The sequence below is a fragment of the Streptomyces sp. R11 genome (assembly GCF_041051905.1).
In the GTDB taxonomy this organism is placed as follows: domain Bacteria; phylum Actinomycetota; class Actinomycetes; order Streptomycetales; family Streptomycetaceae; genus Streptomyces.
On record NZ_CP163432.1, the window covers coordinates 5,351,604 to 5,377,856 of the forward strand.

The 26,253-nt window shown below is 70.3% G+C and carries 17 protein-coding genes, 2 pseudogenes and 1 riboswitch; of the genes and pseudogenes, 11 read left to right on the top strand and 8 right to left on the bottom strand.

What is annotated here, in order from left to right; translation table 11 throughout:
• The first annotated feature begins 8 nt into the window (after positions 1-8).
• The 4 genes from nuoL to recQ all read left to right on the top strand — a co-directional run bounded on the left by nuoL (position 9) and on the right by recQ (position 7,426).
• Positions 9-1,922: an NADH-quinone oxidoreductase subunit L gene (nuoL, locus tag AB5J55_RS24875; protein ID WP_369272784.1), complete on the top strand. Its 1,914-nt coding sequence runs from the start codon at positions 9-11 to the stop codon at positions 1,920-1,922.
• A 5-nt stretch (positions 1,923-1,927) separates the two neighbouring features.
• Positions 1,928-3,499 (top strand): NADH-quinone oxidoreductase subunit M, encoded by a 1,572-nt coding sequence (locus AB5J55_RS24880; protein WP_369272785.1) that lies wholly within the window; start codon positions 1,928-1,930, stop codon positions 3,497-3,499.
• Complete coding sequence (gene nuoN, locus AB5J55_RS24885) at positions 3,496-5,145, top strand: NADH-quinone oxidoreductase subunit NuoN (RefSeq protein ID WP_369272786.1); 1,650 nt, start codon at positions 3,496-3,498, stop codon at positions 5,143-5,145. Before AB5J55_RS24880 ends, nuoN begins: the two co-directional genes overlap by 4 nt.
• A 262-nt stretch (positions 5,146-5,407) precedes the next feature.
• Entirely contained in the window at positions 5,408-7,426 is a 2,019-nt protein-coding gene (gene recQ, locus AB5J55_RS24890; RefSeq protein WP_369276282.1) for a DNA helicase RecQ, read from the top strand.
• A gap of 42 nt (positions 7,427-7,468) precedes the next feature.
• Here the strand turns inward: recQ and AB5J55_RS24895 are convergent, their stop codons facing one another.
• Positions 7,469-8,407: a M56 family metallopeptidase gene (locus AB5J55_RS24895; protein WP_369272787.1), complete on the bottom strand. Its 939-nt coding sequence runs from the start codon at positions 8,405-8,407 to the stop codon at positions 7,469-7,471.
• Positions 8,408-8,617: 210 nt separating this feature from the next.
• Positions 8,618-9,838, bottom strand: a complete 1,221-nt coding sequence (gene fahA, locus AB5J55_RS24900; RefSeq protein WP_369272788.1) for a fumarylacetoacetase — start codon at positions 9,836-9,838, stop codon at positions 8,618-8,620.
• Between the two features lie 324 nt (positions 9,839-10,162).
• Here fahA and AB5J55_RS24905 point away from each other — a divergent pair, with 324 nt between their 5' ends.
• On the top strand, positions 10,163-10,993 hold the full coding sequence (locus AB5J55_RS24905) for an HAD family hydrolase (protein ID WP_369272789.1): 831 nt from the start codon (positions 10,163-10,165) through the stop codon (positions 10,991-10,993).
• 35 nt (positions 10,994-11,028) lie between these two features.
• On the opposite strand, the gene AB5J55_RS24910 is transcribed toward AB5J55_RS24905, so the two are convergent.
• The 3 genes and pseudogenes from AB5J55_RS24910 to AB5J55_RS24920 form a co-directional block, all read right to left on the bottom strand.
• The gene (locus AB5J55_RS24910) at positions 11,029-11,793 is read right to left on the bottom strand and encodes a transglycosylase SLT domain-containing protein (RefSeq protein WP_369272790.1); all 765 of its coding nucleotides are present in this window, start codon (positions 11,791-11,793) and stop codon (positions 11,029-11,031) included.
• 5 nt (positions 11,794-11,798) lie between these two features.
• Positions 11,799-11,967: riboswitch (cyclic di-AMP (ydaO/yuaA leader) on the bottom strand.
• A 286-nt stretch (positions 11,968-12,253) separates the two neighbouring features.
• Positions 12,254-14,262: pseudogene (locus AB5J55_RS24915) on the bottom strand (CocE/NonD family hydrolase).
• 19 nt (positions 14,263-14,281) lie between these two features.
• A complete protein-coding gene (locus tag AB5J55_RS24920) occupies positions 14,282-15,760 on the bottom strand; it encodes a peptide MFS transporter (RefSeq protein WP_369276283.1) in 1,479 nt (492 codons plus the stop codon).
• Positions 15,761-15,988: 228 nt separating this feature from the next.
• On the opposite strand from AB5J55_RS24920, the gene AB5J55_RS24925 reads away from it, so the two are divergent.
• The 5 genes from AB5J55_RS24925 (at position 15,989) to AB5J55_RS24945 (ending at position 21,969) form a co-directional block, all read left to right on the top strand.
• A complete protein-coding gene (locus AB5J55_RS24925) occupies positions 15,989-16,999 on the top strand; it encodes a polyprenyl synthetase family protein (protein WP_369272791.1) in 1,011 nt (336 codons plus the stop codon).
• A 297-nt stretch (positions 17,000-17,296) separates the two neighbouring features.
• Positions 17,297-18,331, top strand: a complete 1,035-nt coding sequence (locus AB5J55_RS24930) for a CHRD domain-containing protein (protein ID WP_369272792.1) — start codon at positions 17,297-17,299, stop codon at positions 18,329-18,331.
• A 284-nt stretch (positions 18,332-18,615) separates the two neighbouring features.
• On the top strand, positions 18,616-19,881 hold the full coding sequence (locus tag AB5J55_RS24935; RefSeq protein WP_369272793.1) for an outer membrane lipoprotein carrier protein LolA: 1,266 nt from the start codon (positions 18,616-18,618) through the stop codon (positions 19,879-19,881).
• A gap of 80 nt (positions 19,882-19,961) precedes the next feature.
• Positions 19,962-21,062 (top strand): ABC transporter ATP-binding protein, encoded by a 1,101-nt coding sequence (locus AB5J55_RS24940; RefSeq protein ID WP_369272794.1) that lies wholly within the window; start codon positions 19,962-19,964, stop codon positions 21,060-21,062.
• 25 nt (positions 21,063-21,087) lie between these two features.
• Complete coding sequence (locus AB5J55_RS24945) at positions 21,088-21,969, top strand: ABC transporter permease (protein ID WP_369276284.1); 882 nt, start codon at positions 21,088-21,090, stop codon at positions 21,967-21,969.
• A gap of 52 nt (positions 21,970-22,021) precedes the next feature.
• Here AB5J55_RS24945 and AB5J55_RS24950 read toward each other — a convergent pair whose 3' ends face one another.
• The 3 genes from AB5J55_RS24950 to AB5J55_RS24960 all read right to left on the bottom strand — a co-directional run bounded on the left by AB5J55_RS24950 (position 22,022) and on the right by AB5J55_RS24960 (position 24,704).
• Entirely contained in the window at positions 22,022-22,606 is a 585-nt protein-coding gene (locus AB5J55_RS24950) for a flavodoxin family protein (protein ID WP_369272795.1), read from the bottom strand.
• An 82-nt stretch (positions 22,607-22,688) separates the two neighbouring features.
• Positions 22,689-24,062: an amidase gene (locus tag AB5J55_RS24955; protein WP_369272796.1), complete on the bottom strand. Its 1,374-nt coding sequence runs from the start codon at positions 24,060-24,062 to the stop codon at positions 22,689-22,691.
• A gap of 120 nt (positions 24,063-24,182) precedes the next feature.
• Positions 24,183-24,704, bottom strand: coding sequence for a DUF6668 family protein (locus AB5J55_RS24960; protein WP_369272797.1), 522 nt, complete (start codon positions 24,702-24,704; stop codon positions 24,183-24,185).
• 290 nt (positions 24,705-24,994) lie between these two features.
• On the opposite strand from AB5J55_RS24960, the pseudogene AB5J55_RS24965 reads away from it, so the two are divergent.
• Positions 24,995-26,177 (top strand): annotated as a pseudogene (locus tag AB5J55_RS24965) (tetratricopeptide repeat protein).
• Positions 26,178-26,253: the final 76 nt, after the last annotated feature.

The following is a 26,253-nucleotide window of genomic DNA, read 5'->3' on the forward strand; positions in this document are numbered from 1 at the left end:
GAAGAATCGTGGAGAACCTGATTGCGCTGCTGATCGCGGCGCCATTGCTCGGAGCGGCCCTCCTGTTGTGCGGCGGCAGGCGTCTCGACGCCGTCGGCCAGTGGATCGGCACGCTCCTGTCGTTCGTCTCCTTCGTCTTCGGCGTGATCCTCTTCGCCGATCTGCTGGGCAAGGACGCCGAGAGCCGGACCCTCACCCAGCACCTGTACAGCTGGATCCCGGTCGAGGGTTTCCAGGCGGACGTCGCCTTCCGCCTCGATCAGCTGTCGATCACGTTCGTGCTGCTGATCACCGGCGTCGGCTCGCTGATCCACCTGTACTCGGTCGGGTACATGGAGCACGACGAGCGGCGCCGCCGCTTCTTCGGCTATCTGAACCTGTTCCTCGCGGCGATGCTGCTGCTCGTCCTCGCGGACAACTACCTGCTGCTGTACGTCGGCTGGGAGGGCGTCGGTCTCGCCTCCTACCTGCTGATCGGCTTCTGGCAGCACAAGCCCAGCGCCGCCACGGCCGCGAAGAAGGCCTTCCTGGTCAACCGCGTCGGCGACATGGGCCTGTCGATCGCGATCATGCTGATGTTCCTCTGGTTCGGCTCCTTCGCCTTCGGGCCGGTGCTCGGCTCCCACGAGGAGGCCGGACTCGTCGCCGACACGAGCGAGGGCAGGCTCACCGCCATCGGCCTGATGCTGCTGCTCGCCGCGTGCGGCAAGTCCGCCCAGGTGCCGCTGCAGTCCTGGCTCGGGGACGCGATGGAGGGCCCGACCCCGGTCTCGGCCCTCATCCACGCCGCGACGATGGTGACCGCGGGCGTCTACCTGATCGTCCGCTCCGGAGCGATCTTCAACGCGGCGCCGGACGCGCAGCTGGTCGTCACCATCGTCGGTGCCGTCACGCTCCTCTTCGGTGCGATCGTCGGTTGCGCCAAGGACGACATCAAGAAGGCGCTGGCCGGCTCGACCATGTCCCAGATCGGGTACATGGTCCTCGCCGCCGGCCTCGGCCCCATCGGCTACGTCTTCGCGATCATGCACCTGGTGACGCACGGCTTCTTCAAGGCCGGGCTGTTCCTCGGCGCCGGTTCGGTCATGCACGGCATGAACGACGAGGTGGACATGCGCAAGTACGGCGCCCTGCGCAAGTACATGCCGGTCACGTTCGTCACCTTCGGCCTCGGATACCTCGCCATCATCGGTTTCCCGGGCCTGTCCGGCTTCTTCTCCAAGGACAAGATCATCGAGGCGGCGTTCGCCAAGGGCGGCACCGAGGGCTGGATCCTCGGCGGCTGCGCGCTGCTGGGCGCGGCCATCACGGCGTACTACATGACGCGCGTGATGCTGATGACGTTCTTCGGCGAGAAGCGCTGGCAGCCCGACGAGAAGGGCAACGAGCCGCACCCGCACGAGTCGCCCAAGGTCATGACGATCCCCATGATCGTGCTGGCCGTCGGGTCGGTGGCCGCCGGTGGGTTCTTCAGCATCGGCGAACGCTTCGTGCACTGGCTGGAGCCCATCACCGGGTTCGAACACGGCCACCCGCCGATCAGCGCGGGAGTCGTCACCGGCGCGACCGTCGCGTGCATGGTCATCGGCGTCGCCATCGCCTACGGCCAGTACGGCCGCCGGCCGGTCCCGGTCGTCGCCCCGCGCGGGTCGCTGCTCACCCGGGCCGCCCGGCGCGACCTGCTCCAGGACGACTTCAACCACGTCGTCCTCGTGCGCGGCGGCGAACACCTCACGCGCTCCCTGGTGTACGTCGACCACACCCTGGTCGACGGCGTCGTCAACGGCACGGCGGCGTCGGTCGGCGGTCTGTCCGGACGGATGCGCAAGCTCCAGAACGGCTTCGCACGGTCGTACGCGGTCTCGATGTTCGGCGGTGCGGCGGTCCTCATCGCCGCGACCCTGCTGATGAGGGCGGTCTGATACCGATGTCCTTTCCTCTGCTGACAGCTACGGCGGCGCTCCCGGCGATCGGGGCGATCGCCACGGCCGCCGTACCGGCCGCCCGGCGCACCGCCGCCAAGTGGCTGGCGCTGCTCTTCTCGCTCGCCACGCTCGCCCTCGCGATCACCGTCCTGGTCCGCTTCGACCCGAATGGCGACCGTTACCAGCTCACTGAATCCCACGCCTGGATCGCGGAGTTCGGGGTGCGGTACGAACTCGGCGTCGACGGCATCGCGGTGGCGTTGATCGCGCTGACGGCGCTGCTGATGCCGTTCATCATCCTCGCGGGCTGGCACGACGCCGACCCGCTGGAGACCGGCAGCAGGCGCTGGCGGCCGACGCAGGGCTTCTTCGCCCTGATCCTGGCCGTCGAGGCGATGGTGATCCTCTCCTTCGAGGCCACCGACGTCTTCCTCTTCTACATCTTCTTCGAGGCCATGCTCATCCCGATGTACTTCCTCATCGGCGGCTTCGGGGACCGTGCACACGAGCACGGCGAGAAGGTGGCGTCCACGCAACGGTCGTACGCCGCCGTGAAGTTCCTGCTCTACAACCTGGTCGGCGGTCTGATCATGCTGGCCGCGGTGATCGGCCTGTATGTGGTCGCCGGGAACTTCAGCCTCCAGGAGATCGCCGAGGCCCGCGCCAACGGCACGCTCGACATGGCGACGAACACCGAACGCTGGTTGTTCCTCGGCTTCTTCTTCGCCTTCGCGGTGAAGGCGCCGCTGTGGCCGCTGCACACCTGGCTGCCCAACGCGATGGGGGAGGCCACCGCACCGGTCGCCGTCCTCATCACCGCGGTCGTCGACAAGGTGGGCACGTTCGCGATGCTCCGCTTCTGCCTCCAGCTGTTCCCGGAGGCGAGCAAGTGGGCGACGCCCGCGATCCTCGTACTGGCGCTGATCAGCATCATCTACGGCGCCCTGCTCGCGGTCGGGCAGCGGGACATCAAGCGACTGGTGGCGTACGCGTCGATCTCCCACTTCGGCTTCATCATCATGGGCATCTTCGCGATGACCAGCCAGGGCCAGTCCGGCGCGACGCTCTACATGGTCAACCACGGCATCTCGACGGCCGCGTTGATGCTGGTGGCCGGATTCCTGATCTCCCGGCGCGGTTCGCGGCTCATCGCCGACTACGGCGGTGTGCAGAAGGTCGCCCCGGTGCTCGCCGGCACCTTCCTGATCGGCAGCCTGGCGACCCTGTCGCTGCCGGGCCTGGCGCCCTTCGTCAGTGAATTCCTGGTCCTGGTCGGCACGTTCACGCGCTACCCGGTGATCGGCATCATCGCCACCTTCGGCATCGTGCTCGCCGCGCTCTACACACTCGTCCTCTACCAGCGGACGATGACGGGCCCGGTGAAGGCGGAGGTCTCCGCGATGCCCGACCTCCGGGTGCGTGAACTCGTGGTCGTCGCCCCGCTGGTCGCACTGTTGATCTTCCTGGGCGTCTACCCGAAGCCCCTCACGGACATCGTCAACCCGGCGGTCAAGCAGACCATGTCCGACGTACAGAAGAAGGACCCCCAGCCCGAGGTGGAGGCGGCCAAGTGAGCGCATCAGCCGTCCACAGCCTGTGGACAACCGCGGCCGATCCGATCTCGAAGATCGACGCGCCGAAGATCGAGTACGGACAATTGTCGCCCACCCTGATCATCGTCGGAGCGGCGATCGTCGGGGTGCTGATCGAAGCGGTGGTCCCGCGCAAGTCCCGCTACTACGCGCAGGTGTTCGTCTGCGTCGTGGCGCTCGTCGCCGCCTTCGCCGCGGTCGTGGCGCTGGCGGCCGGCGGATACGCCACGACCAAGGCGGGCATCGCCGCGATGGGCGCGATCGCCGTCGACGGACCGGCCCTCTTCCTGCAGGGCACGATCCTGCTGGCGGGCCTGGTCGGCCTGTTCACCTTCGCCGAGCGGCGACTCGACCCGGAGGCACACGGCAACCGGGTCGACTCCTTCGCCGCACAGGCCGCGTCCGTGCCGGGCAGCGACAGTGAGAAGGCCGCGGTGAAGGCCGGGTTCACCACCACCGAGGTGTTCCCGCTGCTGATGTTCGCGGTCGCGGGCATGCTGATCTTCCCGGCGGCCAACGACCTGCTGACGCTGTTCATCGCGCTGGAGGTCTTCTCGCTCCCGCTGTATCTGATGTGCGCGCTGGCCCGCCGCAAGCGGCTCATGTCGCAGGAAGCCGCGGTCAAGTACTTCCTGCTGGGTGCCTTCGCGTCCGCGTTCACGCTGTTCGGCATCGCGCTGCTGTACGGGTACGCGGGTTCCGTGTCGTACGCCACGATCGCGCAGGTCGTCGACGGTACGGTCCCGGACGTCACCCCGGCGCTCGCGGACACTATGGGCAACGACGCGCTGCTGCTCGTCGGCGCCGCGATGATCGTCATGGGCCTGCTGTTCAAGGTGGGCGCGGTGCCGTTCCACATGTGGACGCCGGACGTCTACCAGGGCGCGCCGACGCCGGTGACCGGGTTCATGGCGGCGGCGACGAAGGTGGCGGCGTTCGGTGCGCTGCTCCGCATCCTCTATGTCGTGCTGCCCGGCCTGCGCTGGGACTGGCGGCCGGTCATGTGGGGCGTCGCGATCGTCACCATGCTGGGCGGTGCGATCGTCGCGATCACGCAGACGGACATCAAACGGCTGCTGGCGTACTCGTCGATCGCGCACGCGGGCTTCATCCTCGCGGGTGTCATCGCGACCACGCCGGACGGGGTGTCGTCCGTCCTCTTCTACCTGGGCGCCTACTCGTTCGTGACGATCGGGGCGTTCGCGGTGGTGACGCTGGTGCGCGACGCCGGCGGCGAGGCGACACACCTGTCCAAGTGGGCCGGTCTGGGCCGTCGTTCACCCATGGTCGCGGCCGTGTTCGCGGTGTTCCTGCTGGCTTTCGCCGGCATCCCGCTGACCTCGGGCTTCGCCGGGAAGTTCGCCGTGTTCAAGGCGGCGGCCGAGGGCGGGGCGGGCCCGCTGGTCGTGGTCGGTGTGATCTCGTCCGCGATCGCGGCGTTCTTCTACATCCGCGTCATCGTCCTGATGTTCTTCAGCGAGCCGAACCCGGAGGGGCCGACGGTGGCCGTGCCGTCGCCGCTGACGATGACGGCGATCGGGGTGGGCGTGGCGGTCACGCTGGTACTGGGTGTGGCGCCGCAGTACTTCCTGGATCTGGCCTCCAATGCGGGGGTGTTCGTGCGCTGACCAGGCGCATGCTTGCACGGCGGTGGCCCGGCTTCCCTCGAGGGGATGCCGGGCCATTGTGATGTGGTGAGGCCCGCGAGGTGACGGCGACCACGAGGTGACGGGGACCGCGAGGGGGTGCAGCCCACTCTTGCCGATAGCTCAGAGCTATCCCTCGATCACGGACGGGTGAACGGTGGGCCTGTGGATAACTCCGGCGCTGTCGGTGGCGGCCCCTATCGTGGAGGCAGTGGTCGAGGGTCGACGTACGGGGGACATGGCGATGGGTGCGACGGGCGGGATCAGCGAGATGCCAGGGTTGAGCGAGGTGGCACAGGCCGGTGACGGCGAGGTGCTGGCCGCACTGCAGCGGGTCTTCGGGTACGAGGCCTTCCGCGGCGAGCAGGAAGCCGTCATCGAGCACGTGGTGGCCGGCGGCGACGCCGTGGTGCTCATGCCGACCGGCGGCGGTAAGTCGCTGTGCTACCAGATCCCGTCCCTGGTCAGACCAGGTACCGGCATCGTCGTCTCGCCGCTCATCGCTCTGATGCAGGACCAGGTGGACGCGCTGCGGGCGCTCGGCGTGCGCGCCGGGTTCATCAACTCCACGCAGGACTTCGACGAGCGGCGCGTGGTGGAGGCGGAGTTCCTCGCGGGCGAGCTGGACCTGCTCTACCTGGCGCCGGAGCGGCTGCGGGTCGAGTCGACGCTGGACCTGCTGTCGCGCGGCAAGATCGCCGTGTTCGCGATCGACGAGGCGCACTGCGTGTCCCAGTGGGGGCATGACTTCCGCCCGGACTATCTGGCCTTGTCGCTGCTGGGCGAGCGCTGGCCGGACGTCCCGCGCATCGCACTCACGGCGACGGCCACGCACGCGACGCACCAGGAGATCACCCAGCGGCTGGACATGCCGAACGCCCGGCACTTCGTGGCGAGCTTCGACCGGCCCAACATCCAGTACCGGATCGTGCCGAAGGCGGACCCGAAGAAGCAGCTGCTGAACTTCCTGCGCGAGGAACACGCAGGCGACGCCGGCATCGTGTACTGCCTGTCGCGGAAGTCCGTGGAGGCGACGGCCGAGTTCCTGAGCCGCAACGGCATCGAGGCGGTGCCGTACCACGCCGGCCTGGACGCGGGCACGCGCGCGGCGCACCAGTCCCGGTTCCTGCGGGAGGAGGGGCTGGTCGTGGTGGCGACCATCGCCTTCGGGATGGGCATCGACAAGCCGGACGTGCGGTTCGTCGCCCACCTCGACCTGCCCAAGTCGGTCGAGGGCTACTACCAGGAGACGGGCCGCGCCGGCCGCGACGGACTCCCCTCCACGGCCTGGATGGCCTACGGCCTCAACGACGTCATCCAACAGCGCAAGCTGATCCAGTCGGGCGAGGGCGACGAGGCGTTCCGGCGCCGGGCGGCCTCCCACCTGGACGCGATGCTGGCGCTGTGCGAGACCGCGCAGTGCCGGCGTGGTCAGCTGCTCGCCTACTTCGGCCAGGACCCCGATCCGACGGGCTGCGGCAACTGCGACACCTGCCTGACACCACCGGAGACCTGGGACGGCACCATCGCGGCGCAGAAGGTGCTGTCGACGGTCGTGCGGCTGCAGCGTGAGCGGGGGCAGAAGTTCGGGGCGCTGCAGATCGTCGACATCCTGCTGGGGCGGCGCACCGGCAAGGTGATCCAGTTCGATCACGACCAGCTGTCCGTCTTCGGCATCGGCGAGGAGCTGGGCGAGGGCGAATGGCGGGGCGTCATCCGGCAGTTGCTGGCACAGGGGCTGCTCGCGGTGGAGGGCGAGTACGGGACGCTCGTGCTGACCGAGGCAAGCGGGACGGTGCTGCGGCGGGAGCAGGAGGTGCCGCTGCGGAAGGAGCCGAAGAAGCCGGAGACTTCGCGGTCGGCGTCGGGGTCCGCCGGGGCCGGGCGCGGAGAGCGTAAGGCGAAGGCTGCGGTGGCCGAGCTGCCGGAGGCTCTGGTGCCGGCCTTCGAGGCGCTGCGGGCCTGGCGTGCCGAGCAGGCGCGGGAGCAGGGGGTTCCGGCGTATGTGATCTTCCATGACGCGACGTTGCGGGAGATCGTGACGGTGTGGCCCGCGTCCGTGCGTGAGCTCGGGAGCGTCGGCGGTGTCGGTGAGAAGAAGCTGGCCACGTATGGGGAAGGCGTGCTCGAGGTGCTGACCTCGGTGCGTGGCGAGTCCGGTGCGGGGGCGGGGGCCGAGACGAACCCCGGGGCTGGCACCCATGACGCGGCGGACGACTGGCCCGAGATGGAGCCGGAGCCGGAGCCGGAGGACTGGGCCTAGGAAGAGCCACCCGCGAGTGCGAGGGCTCGTCGGCGACGACGGTCAGCTCAACGCCGTCAGCCCCGGAGCGAACGTGATCAGGAGCGGCAGCAGCGGTACCAGCGCTGCCAGCGTCGTGGTGAGGGCACGGTTGCGACGGCCCAGGCGTGGGGGCGGCTGGAGGAGGCGGTTGACGCGTTCGCCCAGGAGGCGGTTGGTGGACGCGCAGGACAGGACGCCTCGGTGCTGGTTGAGCTCGATCAGGGCCAGCGCCGTCGTCAGGTGCCCGCAGCGGCGGGAGGCCGTGTCGTCGGCGGCCAGTTCGACCAGGCGGTGGGTCTGGTCGCAGAAGTGGGCGAACAACGGGATGTGGGGGAATCCGGTGGCAAGCGCGGTCGAGAGGTGCAGCAGCCAGTCGTGGTGGGCCCGGGCGTGGCCACGCTCATGGGTGAGGACGGCGTCGAGTTGGTGGTCGGTCAGGCGGTGCAGGGCGCCCGTGGTGACGATCAGCTGGGGCGGGCTGCCGGGCATCCACCAGGCGTCGGGGTACTCGTCCTCCAGCACCAGCAGCGGGCCCCGCGCCGAGCCCAGGCCGGCCGGGAGGTCGGGGGCGCGTTCGAGCAGGTGGGCCCTGGCCCGGCCGCGCCGCCGACGCGCCTCGACGAGCTCGCGGGCCAGCATCGCGGTCGTCCAGGCGGCACCGCCGGCCAGCAGCAGGGTGAGGGCCACCGCCCAGGCGGACGCGGCCGAGAGGTCGTACGCCTCGGTCACCGACGGTGGCGCCGGAGCGAAGAGCTGTGCGCGTACCGTGCCGAAGACGGCGGCGGTGCCCAGGGCCAGGGCCGTCAGGCAGCACAGCAGGACCGTGGCGACCAGGCACTGCCACACCCAGAGCGCGACCACCGGTTCCCGTTCGGGCCAGGAGGCCCGGGTCAGCGCCTGGGGGACGGGTACGGCGGCCGTCAGGGCGACGATGCTCAACAGGAGCAGGCAGACGGTCATGCCAAGGGCTCCGGATCCTGGTCAGGGAAGGTGCGGGGGCGGCAGTACGGGGCGGTGGGTCATGAACACCGGTTGCGGCTCGGTTCCCACCGCCAGTCAGTATGACGGTGACCATCCCAGGAGTCAGGGGGAAAGACTCGCCGAATGCCCGGCACCCCTGTGACAGCTGACGGTTGGGCCGGTCGCCCGGCGTCACTGCGCCCCGTCCCATCACGACGCCACGACCCGTCCCGTCACCTCCCCGAGTCCGACCCGAACCCCACCGGGGCCCGGGGCCCAGGCGGACAGGGTCACCACGTCGCCGTCCTCCAGGAACGCCCGCTTGCCGTCCGGGAGTTCGAGAGGGTCCCGGCCGTTCCAGGTCAGCTCCAGCAGTGAGCCGCGCTCGCCTTCCGTCGGGCCGCTCACCGTGCCCGAGCCGTACAGGTCGCCGGTGCGCAGGGAGGCGCCGTTCACGGTCATGTGGGCGAGCTGCTGTGCGGCCGTCCAGTACATGGTGGAGAAGGGGGGCTCGGAGACGACATGGCCATTGATGGCCACGGAGATACGCAGGTCGTAACCGCCGGGCTCGACATCGGGGCCGGAGTCGTCCAGGTACGGCAGCAGGGGGTGCGTCCGCTCCGGCGGCGCCACCCGCGCGTCCTCCAGGGCGTCCAGCGGGGTGATCCACGCCGACACCGACGTGGCGAAGGACTTGCCGAGGAACGGGCCGAGGGGGACGTACTCCCAGGCCTGGACGTCACGTGCCGACCAGTCGTTGAGCAGGCACAGGCCGAAGACGTGCTCACGGAAGTCGCCCAGCGCCACCGGCCTGCCCATCTCCGAGGGCGTGCCGACCACGAAGCCGACCTCGGCCTCGATGTCGAGGCGGACCGACGGGCCGAAGACCGGCTCCGCATCGGCGGGGGCCTTGCGCTGGCCGGACGGTCGTACGACGTCCGTGCCGGAGACCACGACTGTGCCGGAGCGGCCGTGGTAACCGATCGGCAGGTGCTTCCAGTTGGGGGTGAGGGAGTCCTCGGCGTCGGGACGGAAGATCTGGCCGACGTTCCGGGCGTGGTTCTCGGAGGCGTAGAAGTCGACGTAGTCCGCGACCTCGAAGGGGAGGTGGAGCGTGACCGAGGAGAGCGGGTGGAGGAGGTCCGCGATGGCCTCCTGGTGCGCCGGCACCGTCACCCACGCCGTCAGTGCGCGCCGTACGTCCGACCACGTGGTGTGGCCCGCGGCGAGCAGTGGGTTCAGGGAGTCCTGGGCGAGTAGCGGGGCGTACGGCGAGCCGAGTGCGTAGGCCGCCTTGCCCGCGTCGAGGACGTGGTCGCCGAGCCGGACGCCGACCCGTCGCGCGGAGTCCGAGCCGGGAAGGGAGAAGACGCCGTACGGAAGGTTGTGCGTGCCGAAGGGGTCGCCCTCGGGGAGATCGAAGGGGGGCATGGGGTGCTGCCTCACTCTCATACGCTCCGTGCCATGTGGTCGGGCCACACGTTACGGGTGAGACGAGGGTCTTGGGCAGTGCGGAACTCGCGTCGCGGGGGCCGCCGAATCAGCAGGTCGCCGTGCGCGGTCACATCGACCAGACGGGGGTCGGTGCCGTCCGGGAGCCCGTGGGCACCACGTGGGGGTGAAATCGCCACAAGCAAAAGGAAGTTGCCCGCGCGGAATCAGAACTGGAACCGGAACAGGTGTCAACGCATGTGAACACAGCAGCCGTCCGGTTCGAGTCGAGTCGATGGGGCCTCCTGTCCGTATTCTCTGATCATGGCCCGACCCATCGCATATTCACTCATCGCCACTGACCTGGACGGGACGCTGCTCCGAGGCGACGACACGCTCTCCGACCGTTCCCTCGACGCACTCGCTCAGGCGGCGGCGGCCGGTGCGCAGCACCTCGTCGTGACGGGGCGGCCGGCGCCCAGAGTGCGCCCGCTCCTCGACGTCCTGGGCAGCCGGGGGCTCGCGGTGTGCGGACAGGGTGCGCAGTTGTACGACGCCGGAGCGGACTGTCTGCTGTGGTCCATCACCCTGGACCGGGAGTTGGCGGAGACCGCGCTCGGCAAGATCGAGGCCGAAGTGGGGCAGGTGTACGCGGCCGTCGACCAGGACGGCGTGGACGGGCTCACGCTCATCGAGCCCGGGTACCTGATGCCGCACCCCACCCTGCCCGCCGTACGTGTCCGGCACCGCGACGACCTGTGGTGCGAGCCGATCAGCAAGGTCCTGCTGCGCCACCCCACCCTGTCCGACGACGAGTTGGCGGCGACGGCGCGGTCGGTGGTCGGCTCCCTCGCGACGGTCACCATGTCGGGGCCCGGGACCGTCGAACTCCAGCCATGCGGCATCACGAAGGCGACCGGTCTCGCGCTCGCCGCCGAGCATCTCGGTCTCGGCGCGCGCGAGACGATCGCCTTCGGGGACATGCCCAATGACATCCCCATGTTCGACTGGGCCGCCCGCGGGGTGGCGATGGCCAACGCGCATCCCGAACTCAAGGCGGTCGCCGACGAGATCACCCTCTCGAACGAGGACGACGGCATCGCCGTCGTCCTCGAGAGGCTGTTCGCGGGGAGCCTGGCCGACTTCGCCCGGTAGGGCATGTCGTCGGCGGCCAGGCCCCGCGCCCGGGCCTAGTAGGGACCGTTCACGTTGTCGATCGAGCCGTAACGCGCGGCCGCGTAGTTGCACGCGGCCGTGATGTTCGCGACCGGGTCGAAGGGGTCGTACACCGTCCCCGGCACGTGGTACGACGCGAAGGTCGGGTCGATGACCTGCAGGAGGCCCTTGGACGGGGTGCCCGCGACGGCGTTGGAGTCCCAGTTGTTGATGGCCTGGGGGTTGCCGGACGACTCGCGCATGATGTTGCGGTGAATGCCCTCGTACGAACCCGGAATTCCGTTTTGCGCCATGATGTCCAGCGCGTTGCGGATCCAGCCGTCCAGGTTGTTCGGGTACGTCTTCACGGAGGACTGGGTGGCCTTGGCGACGCCCGACTTCTTGGCGGGTGCGGACGCCTTGTCGGCCGACTTGCCCGGCGAGCTCGCCTTCTTCGTCGCCCGGACCTCCAGGTCGAGGCCCGGGTGGATCAGACGGGGGTCGTCGCCGACGGCCTTGCGGTTGTCCTTGTAGAGCTGCTTCCAGCCGCCCTGCACGTCGTACCGGTCGGCGATGCCGTAGAGCGTGTCGCCCTTCTTCGTGGTGTACGCGACGGTCTTGGCCTTCACGGCGGCCTGGGGAGCGGCCTGCGCGACGGTGGGGGACTGGGCCGGCTGTGCGGCGCTCGCGGTGGTCGCGCTCAGGAGCGGGATGGCGAGGGCGGCGGTCCCGGTGCCGGCTGCGATGACGTGCCGGGTGAGCGGGTTGGTGCGGGGGCGGCGGTGCTTGCCTCGGGGCATGGCGCTGTTCCTCTCCGGCGCCTGCGAGGTGAGCTGTCGGGTTCGGGCGGGAGATGCCCGGCCGCGCCGCCGTGCGGCGGCGCGACTTCACCCCGAGCCGGTCCGGGGCGCCATCAAGACGTCCGGTCCGGCGACTTACCTGGGTCCCCCGCTCCTGCCGTGCGTGTATGAGTTGCGTGGGTGGGTGGCTCGGGCGGCGGCAGGATTAGGCGTCCGCCCGACTGAGCGGGAACGTATGCGAGAGCACATGCCTGGAACAAGTGCCGTGGTCACCTGTCGGCCGGTTGACCATGGTCTGGTGCGAATGGGGCGCTTGATCCTTTGCGGTTGCCAAGCCTCAACTTGCTGTGGAGCAAGGGGAGACGTGGGTGCGCCGAGACGGTTCCATGAATGGGCGTGAGTGACCCAATTCACTGGCATCCACAAGAGCGGCAAATCGGGCAATGAATCCAACTCGCCTTTAACCGGCTGTCCGTGGAGTCCGTTTCTCCCATGTCCGGTGGAAAAGTACCTCTTCGCCCTCCATGCAGATCACCTCGTTGGAGGCGATGAAGTCCTGCCGGTCGCAGCTGATCTCCGAGCGTGTGCGCACGGTTGCGTCCCACCCCAGCTCCGGGCGGTGCAGGCGGATCGACCAGTCCGAGCGGGTGCGGGCCGACAGGGGGTCCCACTCGTTGATCGTGTACGTCTCCAGCGCTTCCTCGGTGAACTCCAGGCCGTCGGAGTACACGCGCGTGCCGCCGTACCGGGGGGCGACCTCCAGGCGCCACTCGCCCTTGGCCACGTCTCGCACGACGAGGCGCTCGGGGCGGGGCTCGTCCAGCGTGATGGGGGAGTTCACGCCGAGCGGTTCCGCCTGCTCCGGTTCCTCGAAGGTGATCGCTGTGTCGTCTGCTGACTCGTCCAACGCACGCGCGCGTACCGGAAGTTCCAGCGAGCTTCCCGACGGTTCCAGGCCGAAGCCCGCTGCCGAGTCCGGCTGGGGCCAGATCCACGCCAGTACGCGGAGGAGACGGCGAGGCGGATGCGGTGGCCGGGCGGGAAGGCATGGCCGATGCCGTTCAGCTCGAAGGTCACGTCCTCGGTGGCGCCCGGCTCCCACGGCACCGCGCGGTCCCGGCCGCGGCGCGCCGACAGGTTCAGCACGCCCCGCGTGACCAGCGCCGAGGAGCCGTCCGGTGCGACGTCGCAGAGTCGGGCGACGACCTGCCCGCGCGGCACCTCCGACGTCAGCCGCAGCCGCACCTTCGGCCGCCCCAACACCCAGGTTTCCTCGCCCACTTCGAACTCGAAGCAGGCAGAGCGCGCGTCCTCCTCCCGCTGGTCGGGCGGCAGGTCGGCGTCGTTGCCGAAGGGGAAGAAGCGACCGGCGTCGATGCCGGTGTGCATGGGGGAGCGGACCAGGACGGGGGCGCCCTGGAAGGCGTACGTCACCGCGCGCACGTGGGGAGAGGGCCAGGCCGGCTCGCCGACCCAGCGGCCGGGCAGCGTGGGGTACACCGTGGCCGGGCGGTGCGAGTCACTGACGTACGAGCGCAGCAGGGGCTCGGCCATGACACCCGTGTCCTCGCCCTTCAGCCAGTGGTCCCACCAGCGCAGCGTCTCCTGGAGGAAGCCGATCGCCGGGCCGGGCGGCAGGCCGCGGTCGGGGTACTGGTGCGACCAGGGGCCGATCAGGCCGCGCACGCGGTCCGCCGGCAGGTGCTCGACGAGACGCAGGACGGTGTCGCGGTACGGGTCGTGCCAGCCGCCCACCGCCAGGACGGCGGCGTCGATCGCGCCGTAGTCCTCGCAGACGCTGCCGTGGCGCCAGTACCCGTCGCGCGTCTGGTGGCCGAGCCAGGTGTGCAGGAACGGTTCGACGGCCTCCAGCCGCTTGAGCCACATCTCCCGCCAGGCGTCCCCGAGATACTGCGGATCCGGCGGGCGGGCGACGAAGGCGAGCATCGTCGAAGCCCAGGCGTGCATGTCGACGGCGAGGACGGAACCTCCCATGTAGTGCACGTCGTTGTCATAGCGATCGTCCGCGGAGCAGACCGTGACGATCGCCTTGAGCGGTTCGGGCGCGAGGGCCGCGATCTGGAGGGAGTTGAAGCCGCCCCAGGAGATGCCGAACATGCCGACCCGGCCATTGCACCAGGGCTGGGCCGCCAGCCAGTTGACGACCTCGACCCCGTCCGCGAGCTCCGTCGCCGAGTACTCGTCGGTCGGCATGCCCTCGCTGTTGCCGTGCCCGCGGATGTCGACGCGCACGGAGGCGTAGCCGTGGCCGGCGTACCAGGGGTGGCGCTGGTGGTCGCGGGGTGCGGTCCAGTCGGTCAGGCGGTACGGCAGGTACTCGAGGAGCGCCGGTACGGGCTCCTCCGTCAGGGGGCGCCACACGCGCGCGTACAGCAGGGTCCCGTCCGGGAACGGGATGCGGAGGTCGTGGTGAGTCGTCTCGTAGGGGAAGGACGTACGGATGTGCATGAGCGGTATCCCCGTCAGGTCAGTGCACCGGGTGCATCGTGCGGCGAAGCCAGGGTGCCGCGGCCATCACGGCGAGCCCCGCGGCCACCGCGATCGCGCCGTTGACGCCGAAGCAGGCGGGCTGGGAGACGTCGTCGTAGAGCTTCACCGTCTGGGCCTGGATGCCGTTGGCCAGGGCGAGGGACAGGAACCACAGGGACATGGTCTGGCCGGTGAACGCGGCCGGGGCGAGCTTGGTCGTGGCCGACATGCCGGAGGTCTCCAGGAGGACGTCGCCGAGGCCGAGGAGCAGGTACGAACCCACGATCCACCAGACGGGCATGAGGTAGTCGTCGGAGGAGTGCCCGGAGGTCGGCAGCACCATCAGCAGGAAGGACAGGCCGCCGAGGACGACCCCGATCGCGATCTTGCTGGACGCGTGCGGCTGGCGGCGCCCCATCCTGACCCACAGCGCGGCCACGACAGGGGCGAGGGCCACCTCGAAGGCGCCGAGGGCGGAGGCGTACCAGCCGGCGAGGAAGCCGAAGCCGAGGACGGTCGTCTCGGCGTTCGTCGAGGCCAGCAGGATCATCGTCGAGTACGCCTGGAAGAGGATGAAGTTGAAGACCGTCGAGGCGAGGAACAGGACGATGTACGGGCGGAGGCGACCGCGTTCCTCGGGGGTCGCGCGCGGGCTGGAGAACATCACCGCGAAGTAGACGGCCGGGGCGATCACCGAGGCGAGCGTGAGCAGGTCGACGAAGCGGTCCATGGTGAGCCAGCCGGCGGCGAGCACGAAGGCGACCGCCGCGGTGAAGGCGAGGCCCGTGACGATCAGGCGGATCGCCCGGCGCATCGCGTCCGGAGACAGCGCGAATTCGGCGGAGTGCTTCCGCCCGGCCAGGTGACGGCGGCCGGCGACGTACTGGACCAGGCCGAGCGTCATGCCGATCGCGGCAGCCGAGAAGCCCCCGTGCCAGCCCTTGTGGTCGCCGAGCCAGCCGGTGACGAGGGGGCCCGCGAAGGCGCCGATGTTGATCGCCGTGTAGTAGAGCGCGAAGCCGGCGTCACGGCGGTCGTCGTCGGTGCGGTAGAGCTTGCCGACCATGGTGGCGACGTTGGGCTTGAGGAGCCCCGTGTCGGCGCTGATCAGGCCGAGGCCGACCCAGGTCATGCCGGTGGTCGGCACCGCCATGGCGTAATGGCCGCAGGCGATGAGGATGCCGCCCCACAGCACCGCCCGGTACGAGCCGAGGGTACGGTCGGCGAGCCAGCCGCCGGCGACCGAGACCAGATAGACGAGGGTGCCGTACGCGGCGGAGACGGAGGCCGCGGTTCCGGCCGACATGCCCATACCGCCGTGGGTGACCGTGTCGGCGAAATACAGGACGAGGATGGCCTGCATGCCGAGGAACGAGAAGCGTTCCCAGACCTCCAGACCGGAGAGGGTGAGGAGGCCTTTCGGCTGGCCGAGAAAGGCATGGTCGTCGCGGGGCGGGGGCCCGCTCTCCGGCTCGATCTCGACGTCGGTTCGGGATACGGGCCGCTACTTCCCTATAAGTGGATGGATATCCCGCCTTATCAGGTGATCAAAAACATACCGGTCGTGATCCGATACCGCCCGTGGTGGACGGGTGGGCGGCATCGGTGATCGAAACGTGACCGGATACGCTGACTTGAGTGATGGCAGCGACCTATCGACAAACCGTGTAACCGCCAGTAGACACCAGCAGACAGGAGACCCCTCGTGACCGTCGTCGGGCCGTTCGGGCTGAGCGTGCGGGACCAGGCTCTGGAAGCCGATGTCCAGGCCGGATTGGCGGCTGTCGAGGAGGGATTGCTCGAAGCCACCAAGAGTGAGGTCCCCTTCATCACGGAGGCCGCCCAGCATCTGGTGCGGGCGGGCGGGAAGCGGTTCCGGCCGTTGCTCGTGATGCTCGCTGCCCAGTTCGGCGACCCGTATGCGCCGGGGGTCGTGCCGTCGGCGGTGGTGGTGGAGCTGACCCATCTGGCGACGCTGTACCACGACGACGTGATGGACGAGGCCGCGGTGCGGCGGGGTGTCGACAGTGCGAACACCCGCTGGGGGAACTCGGTTGCCGTACTGACCGGGGACTTCCTGTTCGCGCGCGCCTCACACACTCTCGCCGACCTCGGGCCCGAGGCGGTGCGGGTGCAGGCCGAGGCGTTCGAGCGGCTGGTCACCGGACAGATCCTGGAGACCGCGGGGCCGCAGGACGGGCGCGATCCGGTGGAGCACTACCTGGACGTCCTGAGCGGCAAGACCGGGTCGCTGGTCGCGGTGTCGTGCCGGTTCGGGGCGATGATGTCGGGCGCCGACGAGACGGTGGTCGATGTGCTCACCCAGTACGGGGAGCGGCTGGGGGTCGCCTTCCAGCTCGCGGACGACGTTCTGGACATCGCCAGTGACTCCCACGAGTCCGGGAAGACGCCGGGGACGGATCTCCGGGAAGGGATTCCCACGCTGCCCGTGCTGCGGTTGCGGGAGCGGGCCGAGCGGTTGGGGCTGGCGGAGGATGTCGCCCTGTGCGAGCTGCTGGACTCCGATCTGACGGACGATGCGCGGCATGCGGAGGCGTTGGCCGCGCTGCGGGAGCATCCTGCGTTGGAGCAGGCTCGGCGGGACACGGTGCGGTATGCGGAGGACGCGCGGGCTGCGTTGGCGCCGTTGGCGGACATCGGGGCCAAGGCTGCGTTGATGGAGTTGTGCGATGCGGTGGTGCATCGGGCCGGATAGGGGTCTTCGCCCCCGCCGCCCCTGCCCTTCCCGTCCTCCAGAGGCTGCCGTCCCTTCGACCCTGCTCCTGGGGGCTGCCGCCCCCAGACCCCCGCTTCGGCCTGAACGGCCTCGTCCTCGAACGCCGGACGGGCTGAAATGCCCGGACCGGCCTCACGCCGCTGACGGCCCTCGTGCGGCTGTGACGCACGTCACTTATCTGGACTGAGTCCAAAGTGAGATCGCCTCCGTATCAATGCCCAGAAGCTGACGCAGGGGGCGTCAGCTGCATTACGGGGAGAAAACAGAATCATGGGCATGAACGCGACGTTCTCGAAGCGCCGTAAGAGCCTGATCGTCACCGCTGTCGCGGTGGCTGCCGCCGGTGGGGTCGCCGCCGCGGTGATTCCCGCCTTCGCCGCCGGAGGTGACCGCGCCGACCACGCGGGTCACGCCGGAGGCGACGCGCAGGGGATCGTGAGTCAGAGTGGGACCGCCGGCGGCGGCACCGGGGGTACGGTCCTCGCCGCCAGTCTTCGGGGGGCGAACGAGGTGCCCGTGGCGGGTGGGCCCGCCGTCGGGGACAAGGACGGTGCCGCCGTGCAGTTCGTGAAGGTCAAGGGCGACAAGGTGTCCGTCGCCCTCGCCTGGCGCGGCACCGGCAAGCCGACCGCCCTCCACATCCACCAAGGCGCCAAGGGCACCAACGGCGGCATCAAGGTCGACTTCGGTGGCCTGCTCGGCAAGGGCAAGGGCGGGGGCGACGGCAGGGGCAACGGCCACAGCCTCACCGGCACCGTCACCGTGAAGGACCACGCCCTTCTCAACGCCCTCAAGACCGACCCGAGTTCCTTCTACGCCAACCTCCACACCGCCGAGTTCCCGGGCGGCGCCGTCCGGGGCCAGCTCCACAAGGTCACCGTCGCCAAGTTCGACTTCCGCGACGCGCTCGACAACTTCCAGGCGTCCGTCATCAAGGGCAAGCAGATCTACGAGTGCAAGCCGGCCGAGGGCGGCGGGTACGCCTTCGCGCAGCGAGACGTCAGTGCCGTACTCGGCGGCCGTATCGCGCACTCCTTCGTCGCCCCCAACTCCGGTACGCCGCAGTGGATCGCGCGGGACGGCAGTGCGGTGACGGGGGCCGTCATCTCCAAGACACCCAACGGCGAACGGAACATCCCCGAGCTCGACCTGAAGGCCACCCAGTCCGGCAAGCATCGTGGCCTCCTCGCCGACACCGCCGAGATCCTGCGGCTGAACACGGTCGGCGGCGTCGCCCCGGCCGGGTCCTGCACACCCGGCGCGATCGTCGGGGTGCCGTACCAGGCGGACTACGTGTTCATCAACGGCTGATCCTGCGCGCGCAGCGCCCACACACGGCGGCGTCTTCCACACCGACCCCTACGGGTCGGGGGAGGCGCCGCCTTCGTGCGTCATACCGGAGGTGTACACGGAGTTGGCTCCGAAGGTTGACGTATCTCCGCGGCCGATTTGGTCAGATGGAAACCACGGACAACACCACTCCTCACCGATTCGGGTGAGAATGGCGGCTCAGGGGTGGAGCAGTGCGGGGTCGAAAGACTCGCGGGCGACGCACGAGAAGGACAGCCGCCGCCGACGACGGAGGTAAGGCAGACATGGCACCGTACGAATCCGACGACAGTACGACCGCAGCGGAGGTCGACGACCACCGCGCGGGGCGGCGCAAGGCCGCGCGGTACGTCGTCCCGGTCGCGGTCGTGGGCGTCGCGGCGGCGACCATCGGGCTCGTCCCGGCGCTCGCCGACTCCGGCGACCCGGACCTGCCGAAGATCACCGCAGAGCAACTCATCCAGAAGATCGCCCAGTCGGACGTACAGCAGCTGTCCGGCACCGTGAAGATCAGCACCGACCTGGGGCTGCCGGATCTCGGCGGGCTGGAGTCCAGCTTCGCCTCCGGCGCCATGGCGTCGGGCTCGGACGGCGGATCGTCCGCCGACCCGACCGCCAAGCTCACCGAGCTGGCGTCCGGCACGCACACCCTGCGCGTCGCCCTCGACGGCGAGGACAGGCAGAAGCTCTCCCTCCTGGAGAACGCCTCCGAGTACAGCCTCATCCACAACGGCAAGGACGTCTGGGGCTACGACAGCAAGTCGAACGAGGTCTTCCACGGCACCGCCGAGGAGGCGAAGGACGGACACGCGAAGGAAGACGTTCCGGCCACGCCCAAGGACTTCGCCGAGGAGGCGCTCAAGTCGGTCGACGACACCACGTCCGTCACCGTCGACGGAACCGCGCATGTCGCGGGCCGGGACGCGTACCGGTTGCTGATCAAGCCGAAGCAGTCCGGGACCACGGTCGGCGCGATCACCGTGGCCGTGGACGCCAGGACGGGCATGCCGCTGAAGTTCACGCTGACCCCGGCGAGCGGCGGCGCGGCAGTGATCGACGCCGGCTTCACCCAGGTCAGCTTCGCCAAGCCGGCCGCCTCCACCTTCGACTTCACCCCGCCCAAGGGTGCGAAGGTCACCGAGGAGGGCGAGCTGGAGGGCAAGGCCCGGGAGCACGGCGGCCCCAAGTCCGAGGACGAGCTGCGCAAGGAGCTCGACAAGGAACTCGGCGGCCTGAAGTCCGAGGACAAGCTCGGCAAGGCCTCCGACGAGGGTCCCGAGGTCATCGGCGAGGGCTGGAACTCCGTGGCCGTCTTCGACAACGGCGGCGAGGGCGTCCCCTCCGGCGCCGAGGTCGGCGGCGACATGGGCGGCTTCCTCGACTCCCTGGGCGACAAGGTCACCGGCAAGTTCGGCTCGGGCACGGTGTTCAAGACCCGCCTGATCAACGCCCTGATCACGGACGACGGCAAGGTCTACGTGGGCGCGGTCGACAAGGACGCGCTCGTGAAGGCGGCCGACTCGGGCAAGTAGGCCCCAGCAGGAGCGCGTCGGCGGCGTACCCGCGCCACCGCGCGTCACGCAACGAGGTGCCAGAGGAGCCGAGGGAGCCCATGGAGGAACTGCCCGCCGCGGAGGGCGACGAGGTCGACAAGGCAGGCCAGGTGGATCGGGCTGTCCGGACGGATCGAGTCGGCCAGGCCGATCACGTCGGCCCGGTCGGTCCGAGCGGCCAGGCCGGCCAGACCGACCTCTCGGCCCCGGTCGACAACGTCGACAACGTCGACACGGTGATCGCCACCCACGCGCTCACCAAGCGCTACCGCGGCGGGCAGCTCGCCGTGGACGGTCTCGATCTGACCGTCCCGGCAGGCAGCGTCTTCGGCTTCCTCGGCCCGAACGGCTCGGGCAAGACCACCACCATCCGCATGCTGATGGGCCTCATCCAGCCGACCTCAGGTACCGCGCGCGTGCTCGGGCAACCCATGCCCCAATCCGCGCGGGTGGTGCTGCCGCACGTCGGGGCCCTCATCGAGGGCCCCGCCCTGTACGGCTTTCTCTCCGGCCGCGACAACCTCATCCGGTACGACGCCGCCGACCCGACCGCCGATCCGCGCACCCGGCGCACGCGTGTCGCGGCCGCGCTGGACCGGGTGGGCCTTGGGGGCGCGTCCGGCAAGAAGGCCAAGGCGTACTCGCTCGGCATGAAGCAGCGGCTGGGACTCGCGGCCGCGCTGCTCCAGCCGCGCAGACTCCTCGTCCTCGACGAACCGACCAACGGCCTCGATCCGCAGGGCATGCGTGAAATCCGGGCCCTGATCCGGGAGTTGGCGTCCGACGGCACGACCGTCTTCCTCTCCTCCCACCTCCTCGACGAGATCGAGCAGGTCTGCACGCACGCGGCGGTGATGGCCCAGGGCAGGCTGATCACCCAGGGCGCGGTCGCGGAGCTGGCGGCCGGGACGCGCGGCCGGCTCGTCGTGACCACTCCCGACGCCGGGGACGCCGCCCGGGTGCTGAAAGAGCAGGGCGCCGGTGACGTCGTCATCACCGACGACCGGGTGACCGCAGAACCTCCCGAGCGTGATCTCGCCGACGTCAACGCGGCGTTGGTGTCGGCCGGAGTCCGCGTCCGGGGCTTCGGCGTCGAACGGGCCTCCCTGGAGGACGCGTTCGTGGCGCTCACGGGGGAGGGGTTCGATGTCGCAGGCTGAAGTGATCCGGCAGGGCGGGGAGAGCATGTGGCCGGGCGGCGAGATCGCAGGCTCCCGCAAGGTCAGTCCGCTGTGGACCTTCGGTCTCCTCCGCAGCGAACTGCTCACCACGTTCCGGCGCTGGCGCACCCTCGCGCTGCTCGCCGTCCTGGCGGCCGTGCCGATCCTGGTCGGGATCGCCGTGAAGATCGAGACGAGCGGCGATGGGTCGACGGGCGGTGGCCCGCAGGGCGGCGGCCCGGCGTTCATCTCGCAGATCACCAACAACGGCCTGTTCCTGGTCTTCACCGCGCTGGCCGCGACGCTTCCGTTCTTCCTGCCCATGGCGATCGGCGTCATCGCGGGCGACGCGATAGCCGGCGAGGCGAACGCCGGCACCCTCCGCTACCTCCTGGTCGCCCCCGCCGGCCGCACCCGCCTGCTCCTGACCAAGTACGCCACCACGATGGCCTTCTGCCTGGTGGCCACCCTCGTGGTCGCCGTCTCGGCGCTCACGGTCGGAGCGTTGCTCTTCCCGCTGGGTGACCTGACGACGATCTCAGGCACACGGATCAGCTTCGCGGAGGGGCTGGGCCGCGCCCTGCTGATCGCCCTGGTCGTCGCCGCGTCACTGATAGGCGTGGCCGCGCTCGGGCTGTTCGTCTCGACGCTGACCAACAGCGGCATCGCGGCGATGGCCACGACCGTAGGCCTGCTGATCACCGTCCAGATCCTCGACCAGATCCCCCAGCTCCACGCGATCCAGCCGTACTTCTTCTCCCACTACTGGCTGTCCTTCGCCGACCTCATGCGCGAACCCGTCTACTGGGACGACCTGGTCAAGAACCTGGGGATCCAGGCGCTGTACGCGGCGGTGTTCGGCTCGGCGGCGTGGGCAAGGTTCACGGCGAAGGACGTCACGGCGTAGACGTCACCGCGTAAGGCGCCACCGCGTAGGTGTCACGCCGCTTCGGTGGCAGTCACTCCGCTTCGTACGGGAAGCGTGCGAGCGGCGCCTCCTGCGCGAAGAAGGTCTTCGCGCGGGCAAGGGCCTCGGCGTCGTTCAGCACGTCACCGGGCTTGCTGCCGTTGCCGAGCAGCACCCCGCCGAAGCGCATCCGCATGTACGCGGCGGAGTTGCTCAGCGTCCCGACCAGCGGGTCGGCAACCTCCTGCTCCTCGTGCGCGAGCGCGGTGACGCCCCACAGGGTGCGCCCGCCCATGGTCGCCTTGAAGTCGACCCCGGGGGTGCGCAGCCAGCCCGACCAGTAGTCGAGGTAGCGCTTGACGTGGGCGGACACCGAGTACCAGTACAGGGGTGAGGCGATCACGATGTCGGTGGCCGCGAGGGTGGCGTCGAGCAGCAGTGCCACGTTCCCCTGTGTGGGGCGGACATGGTCGCTGTCGTGCCGCAGATCCTCGAAATCGGGCAGCGGGTGTGCGGCCAGGTCGATCCACTGCTGTTCGACACCCTCGGGCAACTGCTCGGCGGCCCGGCGGGCCAGCAGTTCGGTGTTGCCGTCCTGGCGGCTGCTGCCGAGGACGAACAGGAAACGGCGGGTCATGGGTCCCCCAAACGGTCGGCCCCTGATCAGGCCATGGTCGGCGTACGGCATCTAATCGCATGTGCATTATATGCACACGCATTCAGATGTCGTTGGCGGTCGGCCAGGGTCCGATATGTCTCTCGGCCACCCCTGCCACGGTGAGCAGCAGCGACTCCTCGCCATGCGCCGCCACCAACTGGAGCCCGACCGGACTCCCGTCCGGCCCGAACCCCGCCGGGATGCTGATCGCCGGATGCCCGCTCAAGTTGAACGCCCAGGTGAGCGCGGTGGAGTACCGGTCGCCGGGACCGTCGTGGCCGTGCGGCGGGGTGGGCGCGGTCGGGGTCAGCAGCAGCCGCGCCTCGGCGAAGAGGTCAGCCAGACGGTTGTCGTTGGCGGCACGGACGCGGTGGGTGGCGGGGTCGGCGGGGGCGAGGGCGGCAGCCGGGGAGCGTAGGGCGAGCCATGCCGGTGCGGGGTCATCGAGGCGGAGTGGAGTGCTCGGGCGTATGAGCCGTATCGCGCCGGCTTCGGCCAGTCGTACGGCCGCGGTGTGGGCCACGGCGACGACGTCCGGGTCGGGGGAGTCGAAGCCGAGGTCGGGGGACCATACGGCGGTCGGAACCCCGGGCCGGTCGGCGTGCCTGTCGTACGGGGCGGTATCGGGTGGTCCGGCCAGGCGGTCGTACGGGGCGGGGGCGGCTGGTCCGGCGAGGCTGCCGTACCCACCGGAACCGGGTGGCCCGTCCGCGTCCGCCTCTTCCCCCGACACCAAACTCCAGTACGCCGCCGCATCCGCCGCACACCGCGCGAGCACTCCCGGCGCCATCAGCCCCGTGCGATCGGTCGACGGCAGTCGCCCGTTGCCGGCCTTGAGCCCGACGACTCCGCACCACGCCGCCGGAATCCGCACCGATCCGGCCCCGTCGCTCCCGGTCGCGAGCGGCACCAGCCCCGCCGCCACCGCCGCCGCGGACCCGGCCGAGGAGCCGCCCGGCGTACGGTCGTGGCGCCAGGGGTTGGCGGTACGGCCGTACCGGCCAAGTCCCCAGGTCTGCCAGGGGGTTCCGGGCCCCGGAACGGACGTCGCCCCGACCGGCACACACCCTGCCGCGAGCAGGGGCCCCGCTGTCCGCAGCCCTCGCCGCCCTTTCACCCCGATCGGCACCCCGGGCAACGGCAGCCGCTCACCCGCCCCGACCCGCGCGTCCACCTCACCGGCCCGTCGGAGCGCCTCGTCGCCCCACACTTCGATGAAGGCGGACAGGACGGGGTCGGCCCGCTCGATCCGTTCGAGGGCCTCCGCGACCACGTCGACGGCGCGGAGGGTGCGCGCCCGTACGGCCGCGGCGATCTCTACGGCTGACAGAGCGGCAGGGGCGGGGGCGCAGCCGGGGTCGGGGCCGAGGGCGGGTGCGGGTGCGGGTGCGGGTGCGGGTGCGGGACCAGGGTCTGGGCCGGGTGCGCGCGTCATGGGGTGATTCTCCGCGAGGCTCTCGCAAGGCTCATACGTTCAGCCGACCTGAGCCACCGACCCCTTACGCCCGGCCGACCTGTACCCCGCCGATCTGAACCGCCGACCCGAACAGTCGCCTCAGCGAGAGTGCCCCGTCAACCGAGCCAACGCCGCCGCCTCCCGCGGTGCCTGCCCGCTGAGTTCCCCGAGTCGCCAGGCAGCCACCCACGGAACCCGGTACACGTCGATGACCGACTCGATCACCTTGACGCGCTCCGCGAGCGGTCGCGGCAGTCGGCCCGGCGCGTCCGCGACCAGGACGACGGCATCCAGATCGAGCCCGTGCGGAGCCTCCCCGCGTCGAAAGACCTCGAGGGCGCCCAGGGCTGCGGCCAGCCCGGCCGCATGCGTACGGGCCACGAGCAGCACCGACGGGGGATCGGCCGGCCCGGGCCAGTCACGTCCGCAGTCATGGCCGCCGTAGACCGCGGCGAGCGTGGAGGCACCCGCTCCGCCGTGTACGCCGACCCAGGAGAAGCGTCGGGGTGTGACGGCGGCTGGGGAGGCGAGGGGCTCCTCGGGCAGGGCCACCGGCCCGCGGATCCAGATCTCCGGCCCCGGCTCGGGCCGCCCCCGCTGTACGTGCATGTCAGTCCGCATGCCCGTACTCCTCCCTCCCACGCGATTGATCTTGGCGCCAGGCATGAGAACGCTGTGACGTGGCACAAGCTCCTGGAACGAGTCTGTGACGACCCGGTGACGCCCGCGCCGGGCGCTACCGGAGAGACTCGACAGTACGGGTACGACGTGTCCGAAGTACGTGTACGACGTGTCCGACCTGTACGACCGGATGTTGATGCCGGGGAAGCGGTACCCGACGGCGGGAGGGAGCACCATGAGCCCGAACGTGCTGTCGGCGAAACCCCCGACACATGCGAGTGAGGGAAGCGATGTCTCGACTGAGCCGCGCGATGAAGCGGGAACAGAAACGCGCCGCGGCGGCCCCCGTGGTCGCGCCGATCGACGTACGCGTCCCCGCCGGCGGTCCGGGCGGGGGCGGTGCGTCGATCGGCGGCGTACCCGTCACCGCGGTTCCCGGTGAGGAGATCCAGCACACCGTTCTGACCCACCTCCAGCGCATCGCCGTCGCCGCCGGTCATTCCGTGCACGCCACGATCCACGACGAGCGGATCGGGTACGTCGTGCCGCTGCGGGTGGAGGCGGACGGATCCAGCCACTTCACCGACGAGCCCGTGCGGACGCCTCCGGGGGCACCGATGCAGTCCCCGGCGCCGGCAGAAGCCGTACGGCCTCCCACGGACCCGCCCGCCCCACCCGCGCCCCCGGCAGCACAGCCCGCGTCGCCCGCCCCGCAGCCCCTGCCACTCCCCACGGATCAGGCTCCTTATCGGGACAGGCCCACGCATGTCCTACGACCGCTGCCGGGCCCGGAGCCGGAGGCCTCGCACACGTTCCGGCTGCGCGCGCTGCCCGAGTCGGTGGAGGACGCCGCACCCGGCACGGTCCCACCGCCGCTGGGGGAGTTCGGCCCGCCGCCGTCCATGGACGCGTGGCCGGAGCCGACGAATCTGCCCGCCCCGCGGTTTCGACGCGGTGGCCGAAGCCGTCCTGGGGGACGCGCCCCCGGCCACAACCGCCGACGCCGCGCCCTTCGCGCAGCAGATGGCGCAGGTCAACGAGGCCGTGAAGGCGGGGCGGACGACGGAGGCGACGGCGCTCGCGGAGCGGACCGTGGCCCAGGCGTCGGCGGTGCTGGGGCTGGAGCACCCCGAGGTGCTCGGGATGCGTGAACTCGCCGCGTACATCGCCTACCTGGCCGGCGACCCGGAGCGTGCTTTCGCCCTCGCCCTCGACGTGGCCCGGACGCATCACCGCACCCGCGACGCGGAGGCGGCGTACGGCAGCCTCCACGGCGCGGCCACGGCCTGGCGGGCGGTACGGGACCCGGCGCTGGGCCTGGCCCTCGGCAGGGACCTGCTCGCACTGTGGGACGAGCTCATGGCCGAGGGCGGCCCGGCCGCCGAGGATGCCGAGGAACTGGAGGCGGCCCACGCCCGCATGGACCGCCTCACCGCCCGAGCCGCCAAGTCGGCCGAACCGCCCACCGGTTGAAGGCCCGAGGCTGAAGGTCCGGAGCGGTGACTCCGAGGCCGAAGCCCCGGAGTCACCGCTCCGGGCTCGCATCGAC

Coding starts and splice junctions, on each gene's coding strand:
- AB5J55_RS24880 (WP_369272785.1), top strand. CDS start 1,928: ATGTCCTTTCCTCTGCTGACAGCTACGGCGGCGCTCCCGGCGATCGGG.
- recQ (WP_369276282.1), top strand. CDS start 5,408: ATGGGTGCGACGGGCGGGATCAGCGAGATGCCAGGGTTGAGCGAGGTG.
- AB5J55_RS24895 (WP_369272787.1), bottom strand. CDS start 8,407: ATGACCGTCTGCCTGCTCCTGTTGAGCATCGTCGCCCTGACGGCCGCC.
- fahA (WP_369272788.1), bottom strand. CDS start 9,838: ATGCCCCCCTTCGATCTCCCCGAGGGCGACCCCTTCGGCACGCACAAC.
- AB5J55_RS24905 (WP_369272789.1), top strand. CDS start 10,163: ATGGCCCGACCCATCGCATATTCACTCATCGCCACTGACCTGGACGGG.
- AB5J55_RS24910 (WP_369272790.1), bottom strand. CDS start 11,793: ATGCCCCGAGGCAAGCACCGCCGCCCCCGCACCAACCCGCTCACCCGG.
- AB5J55_RS24930 (WP_369272792.1), top strand. CDS start 17,297: ATGAACGCGACGTTCTCGAAGCGCCGTAAGAGCCTGATCGTCACCGCT.
- AB5J55_RS24935 (WP_369272793.1), top strand. CDS start 18,616: ATGGCACCGTACGAATCCGACGACAGTACGACCGCAGCGGAGGTCGAC.
- AB5J55_RS24940 (WP_369272794.1), top strand. CDS start 19,962: ATGGAGGAACTGCCCGCCGCGGAGGGCGACGAGGTCGACAAGGCAGGC.
- AB5J55_RS24945 (WP_369276284.1), top strand. CDS start 21,088: ATGTGGCCGGGCGGCGAGATCGCAGGCTCCCGCAAGGTCAGTCCGCTG.
- AB5J55_RS24950 (WP_369272795.1), bottom strand. CDS start 22,606: ATGACCCGCCGTTTCCTGTTCGTCCTCGGCAGCAGCCGCCAGGACGGC.
- AB5J55_RS24955 (WP_369272796.1), bottom strand. CDS start 24,062: ATGACGCGCGCACCCGGCCCAGACCCTGGTCCCGCACCCGCACCCGCA.
- AB5J55_RS24960 (WP_369272797.1), bottom strand. CDS start 24,704: ATGCGGACTGACATGCACGTACAGCGGGGGCGGCCCGAGCCGGGGCCG.